This window comes from Amycolatopsis sp. SB7-3 (assembly GCF_041021335.1).
In the GTDB taxonomy this organism is placed as follows: Bacteria; Actinomycetota; Actinomycetes; order Mycobacteriales; family Pseudonocardiaceae; genus Amycolatopsis; species Amycolatopsis japonica.
Map to the genome: position 1 here is coordinate 135,509 of NZ_JBFPJQ010000004.1, position 24,450 is coordinate 159,958.

General features: G+C 69.6%; 19 protein-coding genes. 7 read left to right on the forward strand and 12 right to left on the reverse strand.

Annotated elements, in window-relative coordinates; all coding sequences use genetic code 11:
- Positions 1-23: 23 nt before the first annotated feature.
- The 4 genes from AB8M46_RS28185 to AB8M46_RS28200 all read right to left on the reverse strand — a co-directional run bounded on the left by AB8M46_RS28185 (position 24) and on the right by AB8M46_RS28200 (position 7,336).
- Positions 24-1,652, reverse strand: coding sequence for an ABC-F family ATP-binding cassette domain-containing protein (locus AB8M46_RS28185; protein ID WP_038515461.1), 1,629 nt, complete (start codon positions 1,650-1,652; stop codon positions 24-26).
- A 142-nt stretch (positions 1,653-1,794) separates the two neighbouring features.
- Positions 1,795-2,463, reverse strand: a complete 669-nt coding sequence (locus tag AB8M46_RS28190; RefSeq protein ID WP_394362220.1) for an acVLRF1 family peptidyl-tRNA hydrolase — start codon at positions 2,461-2,463, stop codon at positions 1,795-1,797.
- A gap of 226 nt (positions 2,464-2,689) precedes the next feature.
- Complete coding sequence (locus tag AB8M46_RS28195) at positions 2,690-5,560, reverse strand: S8 family serine peptidase (RefSeq protein ID WP_394362425.1); 2,871 nt, start codon at positions 5,558-5,560, stop codon at positions 2,690-2,692.
- A 213-nt stretch (positions 5,561-5,773) separates the two neighbouring features.
- A complete protein-coding gene (locus tag AB8M46_RS28200) occupies positions 5,774-7,336 on the reverse strand; it encodes a deoxyguanosinetriphosphate triphosphohydrolase family protein (protein WP_394362221.1) in 1,563 nt (520 codons plus the stop codon).
- Between the two features lie 43 nt (positions 7,337-7,379).
- Between AB8M46_RS28200 and AB8M46_RS28205 the strand changes: the two genes are divergently transcribed.
- Positions 7,380-8,507 carry a lycopene cyclase family protein gene (locus AB8M46_RS28205; RefSeq protein WP_394362222.1) on the forward strand — a complete coding sequence of 376 codons (1,128 nt, stop codon included), beginning with the start codon at positions 7,380-7,382 and terminating at the stop codon, positions 8,505-8,507.
- A gap of 72 nt (positions 8,508-8,579) precedes the next feature.
- Positions 8,580-10,262, forward strand: a complete 1,683-nt coding sequence (locus tag AB8M46_RS28210) for a GGDEF domain-containing protein (protein ID WP_037344064.1) — start codon at positions 8,580-8,582, stop codon at positions 10,260-10,262.
- Positions 10,263-10,338: 76 nt separating this feature from the next.
- Here the strand turns inward: AB8M46_RS28210 and AB8M46_RS28215 are convergent, their stop codons facing one another.
- The 3 genes from AB8M46_RS28215 to AB8M46_RS28225 are packed head-to-tail and all read right to left on the reverse strand — an operon-like array spanning position 10,339 to position 13,458.
- Positions 10,339-11,499, reverse strand: a complete 1,161-nt coding sequence (locus AB8M46_RS28215; protein WP_394362223.1) for a sulfotransferase family protein — start codon at positions 11,497-11,499, stop codon at positions 10,339-10,341.
- A gap of 10 nt (positions 11,500-11,509) precedes the next feature.
- The gene (locus AB8M46_RS28220) at positions 11,510-12,292 is read right to left on the reverse strand and encodes an SDR family oxidoreductase (RefSeq protein WP_394362224.1); all 783 of its coding nucleotides are present in this window, start codon (positions 12,290-12,292) and stop codon (positions 11,510-11,512) included.
- Complete coding sequence (locus tag AB8M46_RS28225; protein ID WP_037344059.1) at positions 12,289-13,458, reverse strand: DUF1214 domain-containing protein; 1,170 nt, start codon at positions 13,456-13,458, stop codon at positions 12,289-12,291. Before AB8M46_RS28225 ends, AB8M46_RS28220 begins: the two co-directional genes overlap by 4 nt.
- 87 nt (positions 13,459-13,545) lie before the next feature.
- On the opposite strand from AB8M46_RS28225, the gene AB8M46_RS28230 reads away from it, so the two are divergent.
- Positions 13,546-14,427, forward strand: coding sequence for a helix-turn-helix domain-containing protein (locus tag AB8M46_RS28230; RefSeq protein ID WP_350598027.1), 882 nt, complete (start codon positions 13,546-13,548; stop codon positions 14,425-14,427).
- 255 nt (positions 14,428-14,682) lie between these two features.
- On the opposite strand, the gene AB8M46_RS28235 is transcribed toward AB8M46_RS28230, so the two are convergent.
- Positions 14,683-15,150, reverse strand: a complete 468-nt coding sequence (locus tag AB8M46_RS28235) for a nuclear transport factor 2 family protein (protein WP_394362225.1) — start codon at positions 15,148-15,150, stop codon at positions 14,683-14,685.
- Between the two features lie 77 nt (positions 15,151-15,227).
- Between AB8M46_RS28235 and cysD the strand changes: the two genes are divergently transcribed.
- Complete coding sequence (gene cysD / locus AB8M46_RS28240; protein ID WP_394362226.1) at positions 15,228-16,136, forward strand: sulfate adenylyltransferase subunit CysD; 909 nt, start codon at positions 15,228-15,230, stop codon at positions 16,134-16,136.
- On the forward strand, positions 16,136-17,962 hold the full coding sequence (gene cysC, locus AB8M46_RS28245; protein WP_394362227.1) for an adenylyl-sulfate kinase: 1,827 nt from the start codon (positions 16,136-16,138) through the stop codon (positions 17,960-17,962). Before cysD ends, cysC begins: the two co-directional genes overlap by 1 nt.
- An 8-nt stretch (positions 17,963-17,970) precedes the next feature.
- Here the strand turns inward: cysC and AB8M46_RS28250 are convergent, their stop codons facing one another.
- From AB8M46_RS28250 to AB8M46_RS28260, 3 genes are read right to left on the reverse strand one after another with little or no spacing between them, the layout of a single operon-like run.
- Positions 17,971-18,624, reverse strand: coding sequence for a response regulator (locus tag AB8M46_RS28250; RefSeq protein ID WP_394362228.1), 654 nt, complete (start codon positions 18,622-18,624; stop codon positions 17,971-17,973).
- The gene (locus AB8M46_RS28255; protein ID WP_394362229.1) at positions 18,621-19,850 is read right to left on the reverse strand and encodes a sensor histidine kinase; all 1,230 of its coding nucleotides are present in this window, start codon (positions 19,848-19,850) and stop codon (positions 18,621-18,623) included. Before AB8M46_RS28255 ends, AB8M46_RS28250 begins: the two co-directional genes overlap by 4 nt.
- Positions 19,851-19,859: 9 nt before the next feature.
- Positions 19,860-20,429 (reverse strand): TetR/AcrR family transcriptional regulator, encoded by a 570-nt coding sequence (locus tag AB8M46_RS28260; protein ID WP_394362230.1) that lies wholly within the window; start codon positions 20,427-20,429, stop codon positions 19,860-19,862.
- A gap of 89 nt (positions 20,430-20,518) precedes the next feature.
- Here AB8M46_RS28260 and AB8M46_RS28265 point away from each other — a divergent pair, with 89 nt between their 5' ends.
- Complete coding sequence (locus AB8M46_RS28265) at positions 20,519-21,736, forward strand: MFS transporter (protein ID WP_394362231.1); 1,218 nt, start codon at positions 20,519-20,521, stop codon at positions 21,734-21,736.
- 13 nt (positions 21,737-21,749) lie between these two features.
- Positions 21,750-23,714 carry an ABC1 kinase family protein gene (locus tag AB8M46_RS28270; protein ID WP_394362232.1) on the forward strand — a complete coding sequence of 655 codons (1,965 nt, stop codon included), beginning with the start codon at positions 21,750-21,752 and terminating at the stop codon, positions 23,712-23,714.
- On the opposite strand, the gene lepB is transcribed toward AB8M46_RS28270, so the two are convergent.
- Positions 23,638-24,438 carry a signal peptidase I gene (gene lepB / locus AB8M46_RS28275; protein WP_394362233.1) on the reverse strand — a complete coding sequence of 267 codons (801 nt, stop codon included), beginning with the start codon at positions 24,436-24,438 and terminating at the stop codon, positions 23,638-23,640. The two genes, AB8M46_RS28270 and lepB, sit on opposite strands and share 77 nt — an antisense overlap.
- Between the last annotated feature and the right edge of the window lie 12 nt (positions 24,439-24,450).

A 24,450-nucleotide genomic window follows, 5' to 3' on the forward strand; every position in this document is an offset into this window, starting at 1 on the left:
AAGCACCCGAACGGACGCAGGCCTCACGCAAGCTGGACAAGTTCCAGATAATCCGCCGACCAATGGTCCTCGGTTCCGTCCGGCAGGAGGATCACGCGTTCCGGCTCCAGCGCCTCGACCGCGCCCGGGTCGTGCGTCACCAGGACCACCGCTCCGGCGAAGCTGCGCAAAGCGTCCAGGACCTGGGCACGGCTGGCCGGGTCCAGGTTGTTCGTCGGCTCGTCGAGCAGCAAAACGTTGGCAGCGCTGGACACCAGACCGGCGAGCGCGAGCCGCGTCTTCTCACCGCCGGAGAGCGTGCCGGCGGGCTGATCGAGCTGCTCGCCGGTGAACAGGAACGAGCCGAGAAGGTTCCGCAACTCCTGCGCGCCGGTGTCCGGCGCGAGGTGACGGATATTTTCCCACACGGACGCATCGTGGTCGAGCGTTTCGTGTTCCTGTGCGTAATAGCCCAAACGCAATCCGTGACCTGGAATGGTCTCGCCGGTATCCGGAGTTTCCATTCCGCCGAGCAGCCGGAGCAGAGTCGTCTTTCCGGCACCGTTCAATCCGAGCACGACGACCTTCGACCCACGGTCGATGGCGAGGTCGACGCCGGTGAAGATCTCGAGCGAACCGTAGGACTTCGAGAGCCCCTCCGCGGTGAGCGGGGTCCGGCCGCACGGGGCGGGCTCGGGGAACTTGATCCGGGCGACCTTGTCGGCCTGCCGGGTCTCGTCGAGCGCGGACAGCATCTGCTCGGCGCGGCGGGCCATGTTCTTGGCGGCCACGGCCTTCGTCGCCTTGGCACCCAGTTTGGCGGCCTGCTGCTGCAGCGCGGACGCCTTCTTCTCGGCGTTCGCGCGCTCGCGGCGGCGGCGCTTCTCGTCGGTGGCGCGCGCGTCGAGATAGCGCTGCCAGCCCATGTTGTAGAGGTCGAGCTCGCCGCGGGTCGCGTCGAGGAACCAGACCTTGTTGACCACGTCCGCGAGCAGTTCGACGTCGTGGCTGATGACCACGAGACCGCCGTCGTGCTGCTTCAGGAAGCCGCGAAGCCAGTTGATGGAGTCGGCGTCGAGGTGGTTGGTGGGCTCGTCGAGCAGCAGGATGGTCTCGGATTTGCCGCCGGCGCCCGCTTCGGCGGCGGCGAACAGGATCCGGGCCAGCTCCACGCGGCGGCGCTGACCACCCGAGAGCGTCTGCAGCGTCTGCGCGAGCACCCGGTCGGCGAGGCCGAGGTTGGAACAGATCCGCGCGGCCTCGCTCTCGGCGGCGTACCCACCGAGAGAGGCGAAGCGCTCTTCGAGACGGCTGTAGCGGTTGACCGCCTTGTCGCGTTCCTTCTCGTCCACCAGCTCCGACATCGCGTTCTGCGCTTTTTCCATGTTGCGCAGCAAGGAGTCGAGGCCGCGAGCGGAGAGCACACGGTCCTTCGCGGTGACGGACAGGTCGCCCTCACGCGGGTCCTGCGGGAGGTAGCCGAGCTCGCCGCTGCGGCGGACTTCGCCCGCGTACGGCTCGCCCTCCCCCGCCAGGACCTTGAGCGAGGTGGTCTTGCCGGCGCCGTTGCGGCCGACCAGGCCGATGCGGTCGCCCTGCTGGATGCGGACGTTGGTGTCGTCGAGCAGGATGCGCGAACCAGCGCGCAGCTGCAGGCCAGAGGCCGTGATCACGGGAACTCCCGGTACAAGGGGTGGATGAGCGGACAGCTTCGACTCGCCGGCCGACGGGCCGGCGAGGAGCTACTCCAAGAGGATGTCCACGCGATCAGTGTACGGGCCGGTGTCGAACGGTTTTATCCGACCGTGCCCGACGTCACGGCCCGGCGAGGGTGATTTCGACCGCTACTGCCCGTTCCGCCGCGTCTTCGAGCACCGTGCGGCGTGGTTCCGGGATGTCGAGAACGCGGGGTTCGGCACGCTCGAACAACGGCGCCAACCGCCGGTCCTCGCGCAGGGTTTCCAAGGCGCGGCGGTCACCGCCGAGGACGACAGCGTCCACTTCGGACAGTTGAGGGACGAGCACCTCGAAGGCGTCTTCGGAGGCGGCCCGTAGCGCTGTGCGGACTTGCCCTTCCCGACGCCGCGCGAACCGCTGCTGCGACCACCCGCCCGCCGCGGACCGGCCCTGGACGAGATGACGGTCCGTCCTGGACTGGACGACCACTCCCCCGCGCGCGATCCCGACGCTGTGCCCGCCGCGGCGCACCAGCAGGAGGGCGATCCTCCGCGAGATCAGCGCGTGCTCGACGAGCGGACCGACGGCCAGTCCCGTCACCGTTCCTTCCGCCTTCAACGGTCCGAAAGGGACGGTCGCGACGGCGACGACGCCGTTCTCCGCGACGACCGTGACGGCGTCCGGCTTCAGTTCCGTCGAGCGGACGCCTTCGTTGCGGACGGCGAAGCGCGCGTACCAGCCTTCGAGCCGATCCGGGGCGACCTCGACCGCCCGGCCCCCGCCCGCCACCTGCCGCTCCCTCGCCATGGGTCCAACGTACGGGGCCCGACCGGATCGGCAACCCCGCACTCGCGTGCTCAGGCACGGAACTCGCGTGCGGGAAAGCGGAACTCACGTGATTGAAGGCGAAACTCACGAGTCACGCCTTCAATCACGCGAGTTACGGCTCCAATCACGCGAGTGTCGCGCTCAAGCACGCGAGTCACGCCTTCAAGCACGCGGGCGCGAAGGCGTGACTCGCATGACCGGAGGACTAGACCGGCTTCACCGGCCCCTTCCCCACCGACTTCCCGACACCCGCGGGCCGCTCGGCCACGCCGGGCTGCACGAAACCGTTGATGTGCAAGGAGATCGAGCGGATCGAACCGGTGTCGCCACCGGCGACGTCGACCGCGGTGAACTTCCACGTGCCGTCGGCCGCCGCACCGGCCAGGCCGCCGAGCGCCTGCGCCGGCTTGTAGGTGCCGGTGAACGGCGCGTTCGCCGCGCTCACCGAGCTGAACGCGGCGGCCGCGTTGTCGGCGAAGACGACCTGGCACAGGTTGTTGCCCGAGCCGCCGCTGCGCTGGAACACGGTCGCCTTCGCGCCCGCGGGCGACGTCAGCGTGCCGACCAGGTCACCGACGTACGAGTGGTTGATGCCCACGGTCGCCGAGGTCTGGTCGGTGTTGCAGGTCGCGCCGTCCACCGAGAACGTCAGCTTCGACGCCCGCCCGACACCGCTCACCGTGATCGGGACGGTCACGCCGGTCGGATCGCTGTCCGGGATCGCCACCGCGTCACCGGCGTAGGCGAAGTTCTGCGTCACCGGCGACGGGGTGCCGACCGGCAGCGAGAAGGTGGACGTCGTCGGCGAGTACGAACCCGCGAAGGTCACGCGCGCGTTCAGCACCACCGGCACCCCGAGTTCCTGCGTGGCGGGAACGGTGATGGTGAAGTCGTTCACGCCGGTCTGCCCGGGGCTGATCGTGCCGTAGGACTTCGACCGCGGCGCCACCGTGACACCGGGGGTCGGGCTGGAGAGCACGACGCTGGTGGACGTCGCGGTGCCGTCGCCGCGGTTGGTCACCGGCAGGGTGACCTTGGCGGTGTCGCCCGGGTCGAGCGCGGATCCGCCGTCGGCCGGGGTGACCGTCGGCTGGCCCGCGGACGCGAGCGGCTGCGGGCTGGCGCCGGTGTAGGCGAGCACCTTGTCGGCGAGGATGACGCCCGCGCCGCTGGAGTTGTCGCGGCCGGGGGCCAGGATGTCGACGGCGGTGTTGATCAGCGCCTCGCGCACCTCGGCCGGGGGCAGCCCCGGGTTGCCCGAGAGCACCAGGCCCGCGATCGCGGCGGCGTGCGGCGCGGCGGCCGACGTGCCGTAGAACGTGGTGAAACCGGTGACGCTGGTGGAGACGCCGTCGGCCGCGGTGATGTCCGGCTTGTTCCGGACCTCACCACCGGTCCCGGACACGTTGCCGGGAGTGATCGGGGTGCCGTCGGCCTGGTAGAACACCCGCCGCGGACCATCCGAAGTGAACCGTTCCACCTTCGAACCCGGGCCGAACGCCGCCGGGAACGGGCCCGCCGGGTTGGCCGGGTCGCCCGGCTCGAGGGCACGGGGGAACGCCTTGGCGGCGGGGGCCGCCGCGACACTGAACGCGTCCCGCGCGGCCGAGTGGCCCACGGTCACGCCGGGTTTGGTGTAGGCCTTGAGACCGTCGGCCGAATCGGTGAACCGGCCGCGCAGCGCGGACAGCGAAAGGTAGCGGCCCTCACCGGAGAACTTGACGATGGCCAGCCGCAGCCCGGCGACACCCGTGGTGTCCACCCGTTCGTAGGCGTCCTGGGTGCCGGTCTGGACGTCCTGGCTGAAGTCGACGACGTTGCCCGCCGCGTTCAGCAGGTACAGGTCGTAGTCGTTGTTCGAGCGGCCCAGCGGGTCCGACCAGAACAACGTGACCGGCACCCGGCCCGAAGCGCTCGAGATCGGCTGGAAGATCTGGTTGCCCGCGGCACCGGCGAAGTTGTGCGCGGTCCCGGCGTATTTGCCGATGCTCTTGCCGGAGTCGACGAAGTCGCCTTCCCAGTGGCCCGAAGTGCCGTCGGCGACGTTGCCCTCGTTACCGGCCGAGGAGAAGTACAGCGCGCCGTTCGCGGTCACGTCGTTCACCGCCTGGGCGATGATCCAGTCCTGGAACGGGGATTCCTTGAAATACAGGACATCGTCGACGATGACGTCGCAGTGCGCGTCGAAGCGCAGCTTGCGGATGTTGTCGGCGAAACTGGCGTCGGAGTTGAACGCGCTGGCGAAACCGAGTGCCGCGTTCGGCGCGAGATCGTGGATGATCTCGAGCATCGCGGTGCCCTCGTCACCGTCGCCTTCCTGGCCGGGGATCACGTCGACGCCCGCCGGGAGTTCGCCGCGTGCCTGCGAGGTCGCGAGCGAGTCGATGCCGTCGGACAGCGCGCAGATCTTGGTGCCGACGCCGGTGACGCCGAACTGCTGGCGGGCGGTGTCGGCGTTGTGCGCGCGGTCGCCTTCGCTGTTCGTCGGCCCGGCCGCGATACCGACCTGCCCCTTGGCCTCGACGGCCTTCTTCAGCTCGTCCGCGATCCGGGCGGCCTTCTCCTCCTTGCTTTCCCGCTTGCCCGCGGTGGCGGGCTCGGCGAGCTGGCGGGCCGTGAACGCCTCGTTGGCGGTCTCGACCTTCTTGACGTCGGCGCGGGCCGCGATCGACGGCACCGCGTTCAGCGGAAGCTCGGCGCGGACACTGCCGTACCGCTCGGAGACCGCGCGGATCCCCGCACCGGATTCACGCAGTCCCTTGAGGAGTTCTTCCGAGACCTGGCCCCGGATGTCCACGAGTACGGTGCCGGCCGCGGAGACATTCGCCCCAGACCCCAGTGCGGGAACCGCGGAGGCCGACATCCGCTGCGCGCGGAGTTTCTGTTCGACGAGCAGTCGGCTGTCCACTTTGGACTCGCCGGCGTTCTGGCTCTTCTTGATCGACTGCAGTGCCTCGATCTGCCGGACGGTGTTCTCCGAGAACGCGTCCGGCGACTGCGTGGTCTCCGCCATCGCGACGGGCGGGCTCACCAGGCCGAGCGCGGTAACGAGGGCCGCGGTGCCCGCGGTCAGGATCGTTCTTCTTCTCCTACTAGAACGGGTTGGACGCACGTGCGCCTCCGATTCCTAGGCGCGTGCCCCGACTCACGCTGACCGACGCCGGCGATCACCGGCTGGATCAAGCTAAGTACCGGGCGCGCACCGGCGGCAGGAGCCGTTCGGGTGACGTCGGATGGATAATTTCCGGATTCGGCCGCAGGTCGTGGGCCGTTCAGGGTAATCGTGTCGTTACAGGACGAACGAGTCCGACCAAGGCTGCGAAGCACGGCCAGACAAGCCGTCCAAAAGGGTCACCGCCTGTTTGTCCGTCAGCGACGCCACGAAGTCGACGACCGCCCTCCCCCGCGCCAGGCCCCGGACGGCGTCCGCGCCGGTGACCGGTTCCCCGGTCGCTCCGATGAGCAGTTCCGGCGACGTCCGCGCCAACGCGGAGAACTCGGACTGCGCCAGTTCCACCAGATCGTGCAGCCGCCGCGGGAGACGGTAGAACTCGTCGCGATCGAGCAGCCACGCGTCCAGCGCGTCGACCAAGGTGGTCACCAGGCTCGCCTGTCCGCGTTGGTGCAGAGCGAGTTCCGGGCGCAGCAGGACGAACCGCCGGTGCACGAATTTCAGCACCTGCACCTCGTGCCATTGCGCGGGACGCAGCGTGAGATGCCCTGTCCGGGTGGAGGGCGACGCCACCACCTGGACGCCGTCGACGAGCCGCGCGGTCCATTTCGCGGAGAAGGCGGCGGTGGCCTGTTCGGCCTCGATGGAACCGTCGAACCCGGTGGCGAGCAAACCGTCGACGAGTTCGTCGCGCACACGGGCGACGGCGCTGGTGAAGGCGTCGTCGTCGACGATCCACCCGTCCTTGGCGTGCATCCGGCGGCGCAGCCGTTCCAGCGAACGGCCGGGCAGCCGCCGTTCGGCGGTCAAGGTCGCGTCGTCCAGCGCGGCCAGTTCCGCCGCGTGGTCGGCCCAGCCGGTGAACTCGGCGGCGACCGGGGCGTGCTGCAGGACACCGATCCGGTGGAAGTCCTGGAGATCGTGGATGGCGTACGCGATGTCGTCGGCGGTGTCCATCACGGACGCTTCGACGGTCTGCTGCCAAGCCTCGATCCGGCCGGCGAACGGGGCCCGCGCCTGGGTGAAGTCGTCGAGTTCGGTGCTGTAGGCGGAGAACTTGCTCGCGCCGGTGCCGGGGGCGTCGGCCGGTTCGGCCGCGCCGCGTGGCTGGACGTCCATCGACGTCGGATGCGGGTCGGGTACGTGCAACCGCGCCCACGGGTATTTCAGCACCGCGGCGCGTACCGCCGTGGTGAGGTCCAGACCGGAGGCGGACGGGCCGCGCACGTCGGTCGTGGTGATGATCCGGAACGATTGCGCGTTGCCTTCGAAACCGTCGGCGAGGCCGAACCGGTGCCGGGCGATCCGGTCCAGGGTCTGCTCGCCGAGATGCCCGAACGGCGGATGCCCCAGATCGTGCGCGAGCGAGGCGGCCTCGGCGACGTCCGGGTCGCAACCGCCCAGCTTCGCGGCGAGCTCGGCCGAATCGCTGGCGGAATTGATCCGCTCGGCGATCGCGCGGGCGACCTGTGCGACCTTGAGGCTGTGGGTGAGACGGTTGTGCAGGAGCCCGGAACCGCCGGCGCTGACCACCTGCGTCACGCCGCCGAGCCGCGCGAAGAAGGGCGACGCGGCGATCCGGTCCCGGTCGATCCGGAACGGGCTCGTGGCGAGGTCGGTGAACCCGGCGCTCTCGCTCGCCGGATCGCGCCGCCACGTCCTCGGGTCCGTCTGTTCCATGCGCAACACCGTATCCGTCGAGGCGGCGTGATGAGATACGAAGGTGGCGGACGTGGTGATCGCAGGCGGCGGCCCGGCGGGCCGGGCGCTCGCGCGTGCCGTCGCCCGGCGCGGCCTGGCGACGGTCCTGATCGACCCGGCGCCGGGCAGGCGCTGGCGGGCGACCTACGGGCTGTGGGCCGACGAGCTGCCCGCGCTGCCGGCCAGCGCCGTCGCGTGCGCGCCGTCGGCCACGCTCGCCTTCGGGACCGGACCGCACGTCCTCGACCGCCGCTACCTGGTGGTGGACAACGACGGCCTGCGCCGGTGGCTGGACGAGGGCTACGACGTCGTCGCCGGGACGGTGTCCGGCGTGGACCACGGACGGCTGGGCTCCTCGGTGCGCCTGGAGGACGGCCGGGTCCTCGCGACAGGTCTGTACGTGGACGCCACCGGCGCCCGGCCGCGGGGGAACCGGTACGAGCAGACGGCGTTCGGCGTCGTCCTCCCCGCCGAGGACGCGCTGCGCCTGGTCGACCGCCCGGACACCGCCGTCTTCATGGACTGGCGGGACACGGAGTCCGGATTCCTCTATGTACTGCCGCTCGGCGACGGCACCGTCCTGGTCGAGGAGACCTCGCTCGCCCGCAAACCAGGGCTGCCTCTGGATGTCCTGGCGGCGCGGTTGCGCGCCCGGCTCCGGGCCGTCGGGCTGAGGTCCCACGGGCGTGAGGAACGCGTGCGGATCGTGCTCGACCTGCCCGCGCCCCGGCGTGGGCGGACGGTGCCGGTCGGGGCCGCCGGGGCGCTGGTGCATCCGGCGACCGGATACAGCGTCGCGACGTCGGTGCGGCTCGCGGAGCCGGTCGCGGACGCCGTCGTCCGGGTTTGGGATCGAGGTCCCGCCGCGGTGGCGTCGGCCGCGCATCGAGCGCTGTGGCCGTCCTCGGCACGCACCGTGCACGGATTGCGACGGCATGGATTGCGCGCGTTGTGCGGGATGCCGCCCGATCTGGTCCCGGTGTTCTTCGACCTGTTCTTCACGTTGCCCACGGAGCTCCAGCGCGCTTTCACGAGCGGTCGCGAAGATGTTTCGGGTACGACTGAAGCAATGTCGACACTTTTCCGATTGTCACCGTGGCAAGTAAGAAAACACCTGATCGGGTGGCGTGCGTTACGCCGTTCTAGGTAACCCAGGTGCCTTCGCGATGAACATCAGTTGACACGTGTTTTGTTTCGCGCCGTCACCCGCGAACATTCGCTTGTGACGTTGCAGATCGCTGTCCGCTTCGCTTACCAGCCGTTGTACAGCCTGCACACCGGTGGCGTCGTCGCGTTCGAAGCCTTGGCGCGGCCGGGCCGTGGGACCGCCCACGAGTTGCTCGCCGACGCCCGGCGCAACGGCAGGCTGGCCGAGGTCGACGTCGGGCTGGCCGCCGAGGCCGTCCGGCAGCTGCGCGAACCGCAGGCCGCCCTCCCCCTGCACCTGAACCTGTCCGCGCGGACGGTGGCCGCCCCGCCGTCGCAGTTCGACCCGCTGACCGACGCGCTCAGCCTGGCGGGCCGCCGGACCAGGGACGTGGTGCTGGAGATCGGGCCGCCGTTCACGCAGATCCCCGCCGATCTGCTGCTGACCGGTATGCGGCGGCTCACCGAACTCGGTTTCCGGCTCGCGCTCGACGGCCTCGGCCGCGGCGACCTCCCGCTGACGCTGCTCGCTTCGGCACCCGTCGACCTGGTGAAACTGGACCGCAGTGTGCTGCGGGGGCTGCCGCACGACCCGGCCGCCGTCGCGGTGGTCGAAGCGGTGCTGCATTTCGCGTCGCGCACCGACAACCGCCTGGTCGCGACCGGGCTGGAGACCACGGAGCAGCTGGAATCCGCCCGGCGGCTCGGGGTGCGGATCGCGCAGGGCAACCTGCTCGCCCCGCCGGACGGCGACCACGCGCCGCTTCCCGCGCCGGACGCGCCGGGCCCGTTCATCCCCGGCACCGCCCGCGCCCGCCGCGTCGGCGACTTCCTCCGGCCCGCGACGACGCTGCCGGAAGACGCGACCTGCGACGACGTACGCGAGGTGCTGGCCGCCGCCGACGGCCCGAGCGGCATCGTCGGCATCGACGACCGCCACCGTCCACAGTGGTCGATCGACCGGACCCGGTTCCTGGTCGCGGTCACCGGGTTGTACGGCCACGCCCTGCACGCCAAACGGCCGGCGTCGCGGCTCGCCGACCGGCCGCACACGATCCACGCCGACGCGAGCGCGCTCGAATTCCTCGAACTGGTCACCGACGCGGACTGGGGCCGCACCGGGGACGACGTCGTCGTGGTCGACGACCGCGGCCGGTGCGTCGGTGTGGTGCTGGTGAACGAGGTCGTCCGCGGAGTCGCGGAGGCGAAGGTCGAGGAGGCGGTTTCGCTGAGCCCGCTGACCCGTCTACCGGGCAGCGACGCGGTCGCGAGGGACGTCGACCGCCGGATCAACGCGCGGGAGCCGTTCGTCGCGGCCTGGCTGGACGTCGATTCGTTCAAGACGGTCAACGACACCGCCGGATTCGCCGCGGGCGACGACCTGATCCGCACGCTCGGCCGGACGCTCACCGATCTGGAGGCCCGGCTGCGCCGGATGCGCGTCAGCCACGTGGGCGGGGACGATTTCCTGATCGCCTGCGACGTCGACGAGATCGGCACGGTCGCCACCGCGCTGCTGGACACGCCGTGGTCGGCCGACGGGCTCCCGGTGACGGTCTCGCTGGCGACCCTGGTGTGCGGGAACGGCGCCATCCGGTCCTACAAGGACGCTTCCCGGCTGCTGGCACCGTTGAAGAAGCAGGCCAAGGAGGTGCCCGGGTCGAGCTGGGTGCTCGGGCGACCGGGTTCGGACCGGGTCGAGGTGCTGCGCGGGATCACGACGCGCGGCCTGCCCTCGCAACGCGTCGCCGGCTTCTGACCCCTTCCGCATTTCGTCCTCTGAATGCGTTCCTTGCGCGTGCAAGTACCGCATTCAGAGGACGAAATGCGGCGGGTCAGAGGTCGTAGGCGGCTCGGTAGGCCGAGAAGCGTTCGTCGACCTCGCCGGCGGTGAGCCCGAAGTCCGCGAGGTCGTACCGGTGCACGGGTTTCCTTTCCCCGGAGCGGCTTTCGGCGTGCACGACGGTCATCGCGTCCCGCGCGGCATCGCTCAGCGGGAGGCCGAAATGCCGGTACACGCCCTCGACCGTGCCGATCGGGTCGGCGACGAAATCCTCGTACCGCACATCGCAGAACTGCGCGGGATCATGCCGTTTCCGTGCCTGCAAAGACTTTTCCGCACCCCGCGCCCAGAGATCCAGCTGGCTCCGGCCGATCACGTCGCCGCGGAAGACGTCTGACCAGCCCTCCGAAGCCTGTTCATTCAGGCTGCACACGGACGCGACGATGGTGCTCGGCGCGCGATGGGTCTGGACGATCAGCGCGTCCGGGTACACCTCCAGCAGCGCGTCGAGCGCGAAAAGATGGCTCGGGTTCTTGAGCACCCAGCGGCGCCCGGCGTCGGGCAGGCCGATGAGCTGCAGGTTGCGCCGGTGCCTGCGATAGGCGTCGGTCCAGCTCTGCCCGTCCAGCCAGCGCGAGTACGACGGCACGTGCGCGAGGCATTCGTAGGACACCGATTTCAGGGACTGCCGCAGCAGCTGCCAGCATTCCTCGACCTGATCGGCGGACATGTGGTGCAGCCCCATGAACTCGGGATGCTCGACGTGATGCTTCTCGTAGCCCGCCTGGATCCCTTGGAAGACCGGGTTTTCCGCCCACGTCTCCCGTGGCGGGCGCGGTTGCGGTACTTCGGTCAGCCAGACCTCCAGCCCTTGGTGCGCCGGATCCTCGGTGAGCAGCCGATGCAGCGCCGTGGTCCCGGTGCGCGGCAGCCCGGTGACGAAGATGGGCCGCTCGATGGGAACCTCGGCGTACTCCGGGTTCTGCTTCCAAGACGCCTCGCTCAGCGACCTCGCCACCAGGGCACCGCGCAGGAACGCACGATGGATCTTGTTGCCGTACGGGGTCAAACCCGCCTCGCCGGCGTACGAGTCCAGCAGCACGCGGAGACCTTCGAGATGGTCTTCGCCACCGAAGTCGTCCAACCCGGTGAGCTTCGCCGCCGACGCGTGCAGATCTTCCACGGTGCCGACGTTTTCCCGCCCTGGCAGCATGTTCTTCCCTTCAATGGTGATATTCACCGGCGTTGACGTCGAGACACTGGCCGGTGACGCACCGGGCGAGCGACGAGGCGAGGAACACGACGGTGTCGGCGATCTCGTCCGGCTCCGGCAGGCGGCGCAGGTCGATCGTCTCCGCCGTCTCGGCGTACACTTGCTCCGGCGGTACGCCGCGTTCCTTGGCCAGATAAGCGAAATACCATTTCAGCGAGTCCGCCCAGATGTAACCGGGCGCGACCGAATTGACCCGGATCCCCTGCGGTCCGAGTTCCGAGGCGAGACTTTGCGCGAGCGCGAGCAGGCTCGCCTTCGCCATCTTGTACGCACCGAACGTCCGCCGGGAATGCCGCAGTACGGCCGAATTGATCATCACCACCGAGCCGCCGCTCTCCGCGAGCGAAGGCGTGAACAGCCGCGTGAGCCGCAGCGCGGCGAGCACGTTGGTCTCGAACCCCGCCCGCACGTCGGCCAGGTCGACGTCGGCCAGATCCATGATCGGCGGGATGGCGAAAGCGTTGTTCACCAAGGCATCCACCCGGCCGAATGCCTTCAAGGCGGACTCGGAGAGATTCGCGGCCGAAGCGTCGTCGGTGATGTCGGTGGGCACGGTGACCGCGCGGCGGCCCAGCGCGTCGACCTCCTTCGCGACCTCGGCAAGCCTTGATTCGGTGCGGGCGGCGAGGACGACGTCGGCGCCCGCCGCGGCACAGCGGATGGCGATGGACCGGCCGAGTCCCGGCCCGACGCCGGAGACCACGACCACCTTGTCCCGCAAGAGATCCGTCATCCCAGCATCCTCGCCGCGACGGCGGTCTGACGGGCCGAGATCCGGTCCGCCCATTCTCGCGGGGTCACCCGCGCTTCGTCGTAGAACGGCAACCGGTCGGCGAGTTCGCCGAACTTCACCACCTCGACCTCGGGACCGTCGGCTTCGCTCAGCGCACGGGAGAGGCGCTGCCAGCGGATCTGGACGTACCCGCGGTCGTGCCCGGTGCGTTCGAGCCAGTTGGCCAGGCCCGGGTCGCGTTCGCTGATCACGAAACGGATCTTGCCGTCCGGATCGACCCGCGCCTGGTCGGCGGTGAGGCTCGTCTGATGGTTGATGTAGTCGAGCGAGAGGTACCAGACGCTGCCGAGCTGGATGCCCTGATAGGGCGCGTCCGAACGCGGCACCGTCACGATCATGACCTCTTCGTCGCCGAGTTCGTAGTGCCCGGCCGACGAGTACTGCGTGGTCAGCCCGCCCGGTGTGGGACGCGGCTCGGTCATCGTGTTCACCGGCAGGTTCAGGTAGAACCACTTCGGGAAGGCGAGGAACGTACGCAGTCTGCTCAGCAGGATCTTGCCGGTGACGCCGTACCGCTTGGCCAGCCCGTCGCGGGTGAGCGGAGCGGGCGCACCACCCGCGGTGTCGGCGCACTGGATCTGGATCGTGCCGCGGCGTTCGGTGGCCCAGTCGCTGTAGACCTCGCGCACCACGAGCATCGACGAACCCGGGCCGAGGACGAAATAGTTGGGGCCGGGGTCGGGTTTCGCCGGACCGAAGCGGAGTTCGAACGAGCCGTCGTCGGCGATCTCGATCTCGCGGTCGTCGAAGGCGGCGAGGCTGTCCGGCACCTCGACGGGTGAGTAGTCGCCGTTGAGGACCTGGAAACTGACGTCGGCCGTGCTCCCCCGCGTCCCGGTGACGACGTACTCGCGGTCCTCGCGGATGTTCGCGTTGAAGTACAGCGTGTCCGGGTTGTCCAAGCCCATCTTCGTGTACGGCCCGGTGGACTGGGTGAAGAACGGGTAGTCGCGTTCGTAGGCCCACGCCATCTGCAGGGAGGCGCGGATGCTGCCGGCGAGGTAGTCGTACCCCTCGACCAGGTCCTGTTCGGTGCGGATGTGCGGCGCCTCCGCGATGACCTTCTCGGCTTCGGCGATCGCGTCCGCCAACGGTTGAGTGAGCACCGGCGACTCCTCATACTGGTACAAATATGTACCGACTTGGTACGTTCCTCGCATCGTCAGACTAGAACGCGTTCTAAGGATGGGTCAATGGCCCGGCATTCCCCGCCCACCGAGCGAGTCGTGAGGCTGCTCGACTTCTTCACCGCGCACCCCGGCCGGCGCTTCGGGCTTTCGGAGCTCGCCCGTGAGCTCGACCTGGCGAAACCGACCTGCCTCGGCATCGTCACCGAGCTGACGGCTGGTGGCTACCTGGTCCGCGACCCCCAGCCGGTCACCTACCGGCTCGGGCCCGCGATGGTCGCCGCTGGCCGCGTCGCGAGCGAAGGCTTCGGCGCGAGCGAGGTCGCGCGACGGCATCTGGAGGACTTGAGCAGGCGCTACGGCGCGACGTGCACGGCGTCGGCCGTGGTCGGCGACCGGATCCTGATGCTGCAGAGCGCCGGGCCGGGCCGCGTCAAACTGGGCGAGACGTATCCGTTCGCGCCGCCGGTCGGCCTGATGTACGTGCTGTGGGACTCCGACGCGGCGTTCGACGCGTGGCTCGCCAAACCTCCGGCGGTGCCGGTGCGACTGGACGAAGCACACCTTCGCCGCGTCGTCGCCGAATGCCGGGAGCACGGCTATCTGGTGGAGAGCCTGACTTCCGCGGGGCGGCGGCTCTACGCGCTGATGGCGGGCGTCGGCGCGGAGGACCTGCCGCCGGAAGTGCGGGGCCTGGTGGGGGAACTCGTCTCGAGCCTCGGCGAACGCGTCTACCTCGGCGCCGATCTGGAGCCGCGGCGCAAGCACGCGGTGAGCCTGCTGGCCGCCCCGACGTTCGACGCTTCGGGACGGCAGGAACTGGTGCTCACGCTCTCGGTCGGCGAGCCGGTCACCGGCGCCGAAATCGCACGACGGGGCGCCGCACTGGTCGCGGCCGCCGATGCCGTCACCGCCGAATCCGGGGGCCGCCACCCCACGCGCATTTAGTCCTCTAAATGCGGCAGTTGCCCGCATCGCCCGGTGCCCTGAAGGCCCCCTTCGAGACGTTCAACGTCCCAAAGGTTCCCTTCGCGACCCCCGTGACCAACCCCCGGCCGCATTTAGAGGACTAAATGCGAGCCACGAAGCCCCTCCAGCATCCGGTGTCCCCAATGCCGCGTTGGGGACACTGAGCGTCTCCAATGTGGCATTGGGGGCATCGAGCGAGCCTCGGCCTGCCGCATTTAGAGGACTAAATGCGGGTCAGGGGGACCACCGGTTCGCGGTGAGCTTCAGGCTCGGCACGTCGTCCATCGACATCATCGTTTCGTACAGCCGGTCGTACTGCGTGGACGCGGTCAGCCAGACGCCGTCCACCCGCCGGTAGGTGTCCTCGTAGTACGCCGCGCCCTCGATGATCACCCGGTGCTCGGGCACGATCACCTTGTCCCGCATCAGCCAGATCCCGGTCGCGGTGTCGCCGTCGACGTCGATCTCCGGCTGCCCGGCGAAATGCACCGTGGTGACACCGGGGCCGACGGCGTTCCGAAAGAACTCGACGATCGCTTCGCGGCCTTCGAACGTAAGCGGTTTGCCGTACGACGGCGTTCCGTATCGCGCGCGCACATCGGCGGTCAGGGTCCCGGCCATCTCGTCCCACAGCTTGAGGTCGAGGCAGCGGAGGTAGCGGGCTTTCAGGCGGCGGATCTCTTCAAGCGCGACCAGGTCCATGCCGACAGCGTCCTCCTCCCCTTGACCGAGCACAAGAACTTGTTCTACTTTTCTGATCTCGAACGACGGAGGTCACGATGGCGTCCCCGGCCTACGAGCTCACCCATCTCGAAGCACTCGAAGCCGAAGCCGTGCACATCTTCCGCGAGGTCGCGGCGACCTTCGAACGGCCCGTGCTGCTGTTCTCCGGCGGCAAGGACTCGATGGTGATGCTTCATGTGGCGGCCAAGGCATTCTGGCCGTCGCCGCCCCCGTTCCCGGTGATGCACGTCGACACCGGGCACAACTTCGACGAGGTCATCGAGTTCCGCGATCGCACGGTCGGTAGGTACGGGCTCCGGCTCGTCGTCTCCAGCGTCCAGGACGACATCGACGCGGGCCGGGTCGTCGAAGACCCGAAGGCCGGCCGCAACCGGCTCCAGACCGCCGCCCTCCTGCGGGGGATCCGCGAGCATTCCTTCGACGCGGTCTTCGGCGGCGCCCGGCGCGACGAGGAGAAGGCCCGCGCGAAGGAACGGGTGTTCAGCTTCCGCGACGAGTTCGGCCAGTGGGATCCGCGCAATCAGCGACCGGAGCTGTGGGATCTGTACAACGGCAGGCATCGCAAGGGTGAGCACATCCGCGTCTTCCCGCTGTCGAATTGGACCGAGCTCGACATCTGGCAGTACATCGAGGCGGAGGACGTCGACCTGCCGTCGATCTACTACTCGCACCGGCGGCCGGTCGTCCAGCGGGAGGGCATGCTGCTCGCGCACACCCGCTTCCTCACCTTGAACGAAGGCGAAAGTCCTTACGAGGCAACGGTTCGCTTCCGCACCGTCGGCGACGCGACCTGCACCGGCTGCGTGGAGTCGACGGCGACGTCGCCGGGCGAGGTGGTCGCCGAAGTGGCGGTCAGCAGGCTCACCGAACGCGGCGCCACCCGCGCCGACGACCGGATCTCCGAGGCTGGCATGGAAGACCGGAAGAAGGAAGGTTACTTCTGATGGGCGCCTCACTGGTCCGTCTCGCGACGGCGGGCAGCGTCGACGACGGGAAGTCGACACTGATCGGCCGCCTGCTGTTCGATTCGAAGGCGGTGTTCACCGACCAGCTCGAAGCCATCGAACGCACCAGCCGCGACCGCGGCGAGGCGTACCCGAACCTCGCGCTGCTGACCGACGGCTTACGCGCCGAGCGCGAACAAGGCATCACGATCGACGTCGCCCACCGCTATTTCGCCACCCCACGGCGGAAGTTCATCATCGCCGACACGCCGGGACACGTGCAGTACACCCGCAACATGGTCACCGGCGCGTCCACGGCGGATCTCGCGCTGATCCTGATCGACGCCCGCAAGGGCGTGCTCGAACAGTCGCGGCGGCACGCGTTCCTGGCCAGCCTGCTGGGAATCCCGCATCTGGTGCTGTGCGTCAACAAGATTGACCTGGTCGGCTGGTCGCAGGAACGCTTCGAAGAGATCCGCGAGGAGTTCCGCCGGTTCGCCATGAAACTTCAGGTGCACGACCTCACCTTCGTGCCAATGTCGGCACTGCACGGCGACAACGTCGTCCATCGAGGCGCCAGTATGCCTTGGTACGAAGGGACTTCCCTGCTGCATCACCTCGAACAGGTGCACGTGGCCTCGGATCGCAACCTCATCGACGCGCGATTCCCCGTGCAGTACGTGATCCGGGAGCACAGCCGCGACTTCCGCGGCTACGCGGGCACCGTTGCCGGCGGGGTGTTCAAACCCGGTGACGAGGTCGCTGTCCTGCCTTCCGGTTTCACCACCACAGTGCGCGCGATCTGGGGCCCGGGCGGCACCCCGGTCTCCGAGGCCTTCGCCTCGCAGGCCGTCACGATCGAACTCGAAGACGACCTCGACCTCGGCCGCGGCGACCTGATCTGCCGCCCCGGCAACCGTCCCCACACGAGCCGGGACGTCGACGCGATGGTGTGCTGGTTCTCGGAACAAGGCGCCCTAACCCCGGGCTCGAACTACCTCGTGCGGCACACCACCCGGGAGACCAAGGCCGAGATCCGCGACCTGGACTACCGGCTCGACGTCACCACCCTGCACCGCGACGAGACGGCGAAGTCGTTGTCCCTCAACGAAATCGGCCGGATCCGGCTGCGTGCCCGGCAGCCGCTGCTGTTCGATTCCTACCGCCGCAACCGCTCCACCGGAGGTTTCCTGCTCGTCGACGAGCATTCCGGCGCGACGGTCGCGGCGGGCATGATCACCGGGCCGAGCGTGACCGCGTCCAACGTCGTCTGGCACACCGCCGCGGTCACCAGGGCGGAACGCACGACACGCGGGCTCACCGTCTGGCTCACCGGGCTTTCCGCGTCCGGGAAATCGAGTGTGGCCGTGGAACTGGAACGGCGGCTGGTGGCGTCGGGCAGGCCAGCGTACCTGCTGGACGGCGACAACCTGCGACACGGGCTGAACGGGAACCTCGGCTTCAGCCCCGCCGATCGCGCCGAGAACGTCCGCCGCGTCGCCGAAGTCGCGAAGCTGTTCGCCGACGCCGGTGTGGTGTCGGTGGTCTCCTTGATCAGCCCGTACCGGGCCGACCGCGAACTCGCCCGCGCCACGCACGAGGCCGCCGGGCTGCCGTTCCTCGAGATCTTCGTCGACACGCCGCTGGAAGTCTGCGAAGACCGCGACCCCAAGGGAATGTACGCGAAGGCGAGGGCGGGCGAGATCAGCGGGTTCACCGGGGTGGACGCTCCGTACGAGCAACCCGAGAGCCCGGATCTGGTGCTGCGCCCCGAAAACGGGGATCCCGCCGCGATGGCCGCGCTGATCCTCGCCGCCCTCGACTGACCTGAGCCTCAGCCCGCCGGCGTGACGAATCCGGTGTCGTAGGCCTTGATCACCGCTTGCGTCCGGTCCCGCGCGCCGAGTTTCGCGAGCACGTTCCCGACATGCGTCTTGACCGTCTGCACGCCGAGGTACAGCTCGCCCGCGATCTCCACATTGGACAGTCCGCCCGCCATCAGCCGCAGCACCTCACTCTCGCGTTCGGTGAGCCCGGCACCGGCCAGACCGTCGAGTGGCCCCCGGTTCGCCTGCTGTGCGGCCAGCCGCCGGATCGCGGCCGGGAACAGCAGCGACTCCCCCGCCGCCACAGTGCGGATCGCCGCGACGATCTCCTCGGGCCGGGCCCGCTTCAGCAGGAAGCCGCTCGCCCCGGCGAGCAAGGCGTCGTAGACGTAGTCGTCGTTTTCGAAGGTGGTCACCACGATCACCTTCGGCGGATTGTCCATAGTGGACATCAGATGGGTGGTCGCGCGGATCCCGTCGACCGAAGGCATCCGGACGTCCATCAGCACGACGTCGGGCCGGAACCGCGACACCAGGCCGGGCACCTCGGCACCGTCGGACGCTTCGCCGACGACCTCCAGGTCGGGCTCCGAGGCGACGATCGCCCGAAGCCCCGCCCGGATGAGCTGTTCGTCGTCGACCAGCAGCACCCCGATGCTCATCGCCGTTCCCCCCATGGCACCGCCACCTCGACCTTCCAGAATCCGTCCGCGCGGCCCGCGGTGATCGTGCCCCCGAGCACTTCCACCCGTTCCGTCATTCCCCTCAGCCCCCGGCCGCCCCCGTCCCGTGACGGCGGCGCGTCGCCGAGCGGATTGGACACCCGCACCCGCAACAGCTCCGCCCCGGCGTCGACGAGGACCGCCACCGGCACCTTACCGGCGTGCCGCAACGCGTTCGTCAGGCATTCCTGCAAGATCCGGTACGCCTCACGGGAGACGACCGGCGGCACCGCGGACGGATCACCGCGTATCTCCGCCGACACCTCGGCGCCCGCCAGCCGCGTGGCCTCGACCAGCGCGGGCAGCTCCGCCAGCCCGGATTGCGGCGCCCTCGACGACGCCTCGTCACGCAGCAGGCCGAGCACGTGGTCGAGATCGTCCAGCGCGGCGCGGGCCGAATCCTCGATCGCGGTGAGCGCCTGCTCGGTGAACTCCGGATCGGACCTCAGGGTGCGCCGCGCCGCGCCGGCCTGGATGGTCACGACGCTCAGCGCGTGCCCGACCGAGTCGTGCAGTTCGCGCGCGAGCCGGTTGCGTTCGGCGAGCTGTTCGGTGCGCTTCTCCAGCTGGGCGATCCGCTCCGCGGCCGAGATCCCCAGCAGGCTCTTGGCGCAGCGGGTCAGCACCGCGCCCGCACCCCACACGACGTAGGCGAGCACGACGACGCCGACCAGGCACGCCACCGGGATCCACGCGCTCGCCCAGCCTTTCGGCACCTCGATCGCGCTCGCGTCGGTCAGGGCGATCTTGCCGCTGAACGGGGCCGCGATCGTGAAGCCGAACGCGACCGGGACGAAGAGGCTCACCAGGCTGATGACGCAACCGGTGCTCACGTGCAGCAGGAACATCGCGGTCGAGCGCAGCCGGACGGGCCAGCTCCCCGCGGGCCCGAACACGACTCCCGGCACGGGATCGTCCAGCAGTTCCCGCACGGCCGCGCCTTCCAGCACGCGGACGGCGGGGATGAACGACGACGCGATCATCACCACGACGACGGTGATCAGCCCGATCACCGTCCCGCGTTCCAACGTCACGACGAGGGGCAGCAGCGACGGCACCATGATGGCGGCGAAGAGCACATACGGCACGCTCAGCGCGCCACCGAGGATGAAGTAGACCCACCTGCGGTAGGTCGCCCGATCCAGGAGCGGGCCGAAAAGTCGCATGGGGTCTTTCTAGCGTGTGCCGGCTTCGCGTGGATCCCTCATCAGTATCTCCGCGATCTCCCTCGCGAGGGTGACCCGGCGCGCGTCCCCGTCGATGCCGGTATGCGCGACGGCGCCTTCGAGCAGAAGGAAGAGCTGCTCCGCGAGCCGCTCGGGATCGACGGCGCCCGGCGCGTCCTCGCGGAGGAGTTCGGCGAACTTCGCGCGCACCGCCGCCTTGTGCCGGCGGATCACGTCGAGGCCGGGATGCCCGGCGGGCAGTTCGGCGGCCGCGTTGAGGAACGCGCACCCCCGGTCGCTCCCCAGCTTGGGGTGATCGACGTAGGCGTCGAAGACCGTCAGCGCCCGGGGCACTTCGGCCTCCGCCAGCCGCTCTTCGAGGTACGCCCACCAAACGTCGTGACGCCGTCGCAGGTACGCGATCGTCAGCTCCGTCTTCGACCCGAAGGACGCGTACAGCGTCTTCTTCGTGACGCCCGCCGCCTCGGCGATGGCCGCGACGCCCACGGCGTTCAGGCCCTCCTGGTAGAAGAGCTCGCTCGCGGCGCTCAGGACACGCTCGCCAGCCGGTGTCAGCATGCCTCGACTATACCGATCGGTTGACCCGAGCGCGAAATGCGGGAACACTCCATAGGTATACCGCTCGGTATACCTCTGGAGGAGAGCTGATGGTTTCTTCGTACAAACGCGAGCTGACGTTCACCGCGGCCGGGTTGTCGCTGATCGCGGTCTCGTACGGGCTCGCGAGGTACGCGTACGGCCTCTTCGCCCCGACGCTCCGTACGGAGTTCGGCCTCGACGGCGGCACGCTCGGCGCCATCGCGGCGGGAAGCTACGTCTCGTACTGCCTCGCGGTCATCGCTTCCACCGCCGTGACGACCCGTTGGGGCGCGCGGACGGGTGCGCTCGCCGCCGGGGCGACGGCCACCGCGGGAACGTCCCTGATCGCGGCCGCGCCGAACGCGGGCGTCCTCGCGCTCGGCGTCGTCCTCGCCGGAGCCAGCACCGGCCTCGCTTCCCCCTCACTCGCCGACGCGGTCTCCCGCGTCGTCCGCGTGACGCGCCGGGACCGTGCCCAGTCCGTGGTGAACGCCGGAACCGGACTCGGCGTGCTCGTCTCGGGCCCGGTCTCCCTGCTCGCGGTCGGCGACTGGCGAATGGCTTGGTGGGCCTTCGCCGCGGCCTCGGCCTTGGTGACCTCGTGGATCGCCCGTGTCGTGCCGCCGGTGAAGGACGACCGCGCGCGGGGACTGCCGTCGCCGCTGTTCCCACCGGCCACCGGGCGGCTGCTTCCGGCCGCCGCGACCCTCGGCCTGGCCAGCGCGGCGATCTGGACGTTCGGCCGGGACATCGCCGTGAGCGTCGGCGGACTCGACGAGACCGCCTCGACGGTGGTGTGGATCGTGCTCGGCGCGGTCGGCCTGGCGGGCGCGTTCACCGCCGAACTGACCTCCCGCGCGGGACTGCGCCGCGCCTGGTCGGCGGGAATGCTCCTGTTCGCCGCCGCCACGGCCCTCTTCGCCCTCGCCACCCGCTCGCTCCCGGCGCTCGTCGTCGCGGCGGCGCTCTTCGGGGCCGTCTACATCGGACTGACCGGGGTGCTGATCCTCTGGGGCACCAGGGCCTACCCGACGGCGCCCGCGTTCGGTGTCGGCGTGGCGTTCCTAATGCTGGCGCTCGGACAGGCCGCAGGAGCACCGCTCATCGGTCTCCTGGGTGATCTCCTCGATCTTCGTGCCGGCTTCCTCGCAGCGGCGGCGATCGCCGTTCTCGGTGTTCTGTTCGCGCCCAAGGAAGCGACCACTACCTACAACTTCGGGGTCCGCTCCCTCGCAAGGGTGAACTCCGTCCCGCCGCAGCGGGAATCCCGCGCGGGCTGCGCGTGATGTCCTCTTCGTCATGAACCTGCTGCTCGGCCTGCTCACCCTGCCCGTCTACGCGCTCATGCTGTGGCCGCTCGTGGTCGGCGCCCGCCGCGTGCTGGGGGTGCGGATCGGCCTGATCCGCGCGGGCTGCGCCGCCGGATTCGGCTGGCTCGTCGCGGGCGGCATCCTCGCCGCGTTCCCGCAGGCGATGTACGCGGGCAACGCCTTCGCCGGGCTGGTCATCCCGGTGGCGGGCAGCGCCTTCCTGGCCACGCTGATCTTCCTGTTCGTCGCGGAACTCGCGCTCCCCGCCGGTTCGGGGCTCGGGCTGATCGGCAGGATCCGGTCGATGCGCCGCCGCGCGGCCCGGACCCGGCGCTACTCGCAGATCACCCGGATCGCGATCAAACACGGACTCGGCCGCTACCTCACCGGCCGCCGCGAACCCGGCCTCGCCCAGGTCCGGCACGCCAAACTGGCGCGCTCGCTGCGGCGCGCGCTGGAGGAGGGCGGCGTGACGTTCGTGAAACTCGGCCAGCTGCTCTCGACCCGGTCCGATCTGCTCCCGCCGGTTTTCGTCGACGAACTCAGCAAACTCCAGGACCAGGTCGCCTTCGCCGACGCCGACGAGGTCGCGACGGTGCTGCGGGAGGAACTGGGCGGCGACCCGGACGAGATCTTCGCCGAATTCGACCCGGAACCGATCGCGGCCGCGTCGATCGCGCAGGTCTATCGGGCGAAGCTGCGCGGCGGGCAGGACGTGGTCGTCAAGGTGCAGCGGCCCGGCGTGCAGGCCTTGGTCGAGCGGGACCTCGACATCGTCCGCCGGGTGGCGGCCGCACTGGACGTGCGCGCGGGCTGGGCACGCTCGCTCGGAGTCGTCGACCTCGCCGAAGGATTCGCCGACGCGCTGGTCGAGGAACTCGATTTCCGCACCGAGGCCAGGAACATCGAAGCGGTCACCGCCGCCTCCCCTGGTACCGAGGTCGCCCTTCCGACCGTCCACAAAGAACTGTCCACCGAACGTGTCCTGGTGATGCGGCGTCTCGACGGCAAACCGCTCGCGGCCGCCAAGGAGCAGGTGCCGGTCGCGGAACGGGCGAAACTCGCTCGGTCGATGCTGCGGTGCGTGCTCGGCCAGGTGATGGGCAGCGGCGTCTTCCACGCCGACCCGCATCCCGGCAACGTCCTGCTGCTCACCGACGGCAGGCTCGGGCTGCTCGACTTCGGCTCCGTCGGCAGGCTCGACTCGGGTCTGCGCGGCGGGCTGCAGAACCTGATCCTCGCGCTGGATCGCGGCGACCCGGCCGCGTTGCGCGACGGCCTGCTGGAGATCGTCGACCGGCCGGACGAGATCGAGGAGCGGCGGCTGGAACGGGCGCTGGGCGCCTTGGTGGCCAAGCATTTCAACCACGGCCAGGCCCCGGATCTCGACATGTTCACCGACCTGTTCCGGGTGATCGCCGACTTCAAGCTCAGCGTGCCCCCGCCGATCGCCGCGGTGTTCCGCGCCCTGGCCACCTTGGAAGGAACGCTGGCCGCGCTGGCGCCGGGATTCAACATCGTCGTCGAATCCCGCGCCTACGCCGCCGAGCAGGTCGGTGCCGGCCTGCGCCCGGAATCGCTGCGGTCCACGGCCACCAACGAACTGATGGCGCTCCTTCCGGTGCTGCGACGGCTGCCCCGCCGCGTCGACCGGATCGGCGACGCGCTGGAGCAGGGCAGGCTTTCGGTCAACGTCCGACTGTTCTCCGACGAACGCGACCGCGACGTGGTCACCGGTCTGGTGCACGAGATCCTGCTGGCGTTCGTCGGCGTGGCCACCGGGCTGATGGCCGTACTGCTGCTGGGCAGCGCGACCGGCCCGGAGGTGCTGGCCGGGGTCACGCTGCACCAGATGTTCGGCTACAACCTGCTGGTGGTCAGCGCATTGGTGGGATTGCGGCTGCTCTTCGTCGTTTTCCGGCGGAGCGGACAACGAGCACGATCGCCCCGATGACCCCGACGGCGACCAGCCCCGCCCCGCCGAACGCGAGGTTGCGCGAAGTGCGGAAGCCGGTGTCGGCCACCGGATCACCGGGCAGCCCGGCCTCGACGAACGCGGTGGTCTGCGGGAAGGGGTCGGCGGCGAGGACACTCCCGAGCCCGACGACGACTCCGACGACCTTCGACAGCGGCACGGCGCCGTCACCCGGCATGCCGACGTAGAGCCGTGAGTCCCGGGAATTGTTCCGCTGGTCGCCGACGACGAACACCGCGCCCGGCGGCACCTGGACGCTGAACGGCCGGTACTCCTTGCGCCCGTATCCGTTGTCGTCCTCGGTGTAGGGCTCCTTGACGGGCTTCCCGTTGACGGTGATCAGGTTGTCCTGCGTGCAACAGACGACCTGGTCACCGCCGACACCGATCACCCGCTTGACGATCCGGCCGTCGGCGGGGCTCGAATCCGGGAACGCGGAAACCTCCATGAGGACGACCGCGCCGCGGGGGATCTCGGGCAGGGAGGTCCAGCGGTACAGCACGACCGCGCCCGGCTGGATCGTGGGCGCCATCCCGCCGCCGGGAACGCTCGCCATCCGGTAACTCATCAGGGTCCAGAACCCGTATCCGCCGGTGCCCACGCCGACAACCGCCAGCAGGATCATCACGAACAGGAGCGGGGAGAATCTTCGCTTCGGCCCGGGTCTGTCGGCGGGCGGCGCGGGAAAGTCCGTTTCGGTCACAGCGCAGAGTAG

Bases quoted from the DNA above. Each gene is read 5' to 3' on its own strand.
- AB8M46_RS28220 (WP_394362224.1), bottom strand. From the start codon at position 12,292: ATGACGGATCTCTTGCGGGACAAGGTGGTCGTGGTCTCCGGCGTCGGG.
- AB8M46_RS28250 (WP_394362228.1), bottom strand. From the start codon at position 18,624: ATGAGCATCGGGGTGCTGCTGGTCGACGACGAACAGCTCATCCGGGCG.
- AB8M46_RS28215 (WP_394362223.1), bottom strand. From the start codon at position 11,499: ATGCTGCCAGGGCGGGAAAACGTCGGCACCGTGGAAGATCTGCACGCG.
- AB8M46_RS28260 (WP_394362230.1), bottom strand. From the start codon at position 20,429: ATGCTGACACCGGCTGGCGAGCGTGTCCTGAGCGCCGCGAGCGAGCTC.
- cysD (WP_394362226.1), top strand. From the start codon at position 15,228: ATGGCGTCCCCGGCCTACGAGCTCACCCATCTCGAAGCACTCGAAGCC.
- AB8M46_RS28255 (WP_394362229.1), bottom strand. From the start codon at position 19,850: ATGCGACTTTTCGGCCCGCTCCTGGATCGGGCGACCTACCGCAGGTGG.
- AB8M46_RS28270 (WP_394362232.1), top strand. From the start codon at position 21,750: ATGAACCTGCTGCTCGGCCTGCTCACCCTGCCCGTCTACGCGCTCATG.
- AB8M46_RS28190 (WP_394362220.1), bottom strand. From the start codon at position 2,463: ATGGCGAGGGAGCGGCAGGTGGCGGGCGGGGGCCGGGCGGTCGAGGTC.
- cysC (WP_394362227.1), top strand. From the start codon at position 16,136: ATGGGCGCCTCACTGGTCCGTCTCGCGACGGCGGGCAGCGTCGACGAC.
- AB8M46_RS28235 (WP_394362225.1), bottom strand. From the start codon at position 15,150: ATGGACCTGGTCGCGCTTGAAGAGATCCGCCGCCTGAAAGCCCGCTAC.
- AB8M46_RS28200 (WP_394362221.1), bottom strand. From the start codon at position 7,336: ATGGAACAGACGGACCCGAGGACGTGGCGGCGCGATCCGGCGAGCGAG.
- AB8M46_RS28230 (WP_350598027.1), top strand. From the start codon at position 13,546: ATGGCCCGGCATTCCCCGCCCACCGAGCGAGTCGTGAGGCTGCTCGAC.
- AB8M46_RS28265 (WP_394362231.1), top strand. From the start codon at position 20,519: ATGGTTTCTTCGTACAAACGCGAGCTGACGTTCACCGCGGCCGGGTTG.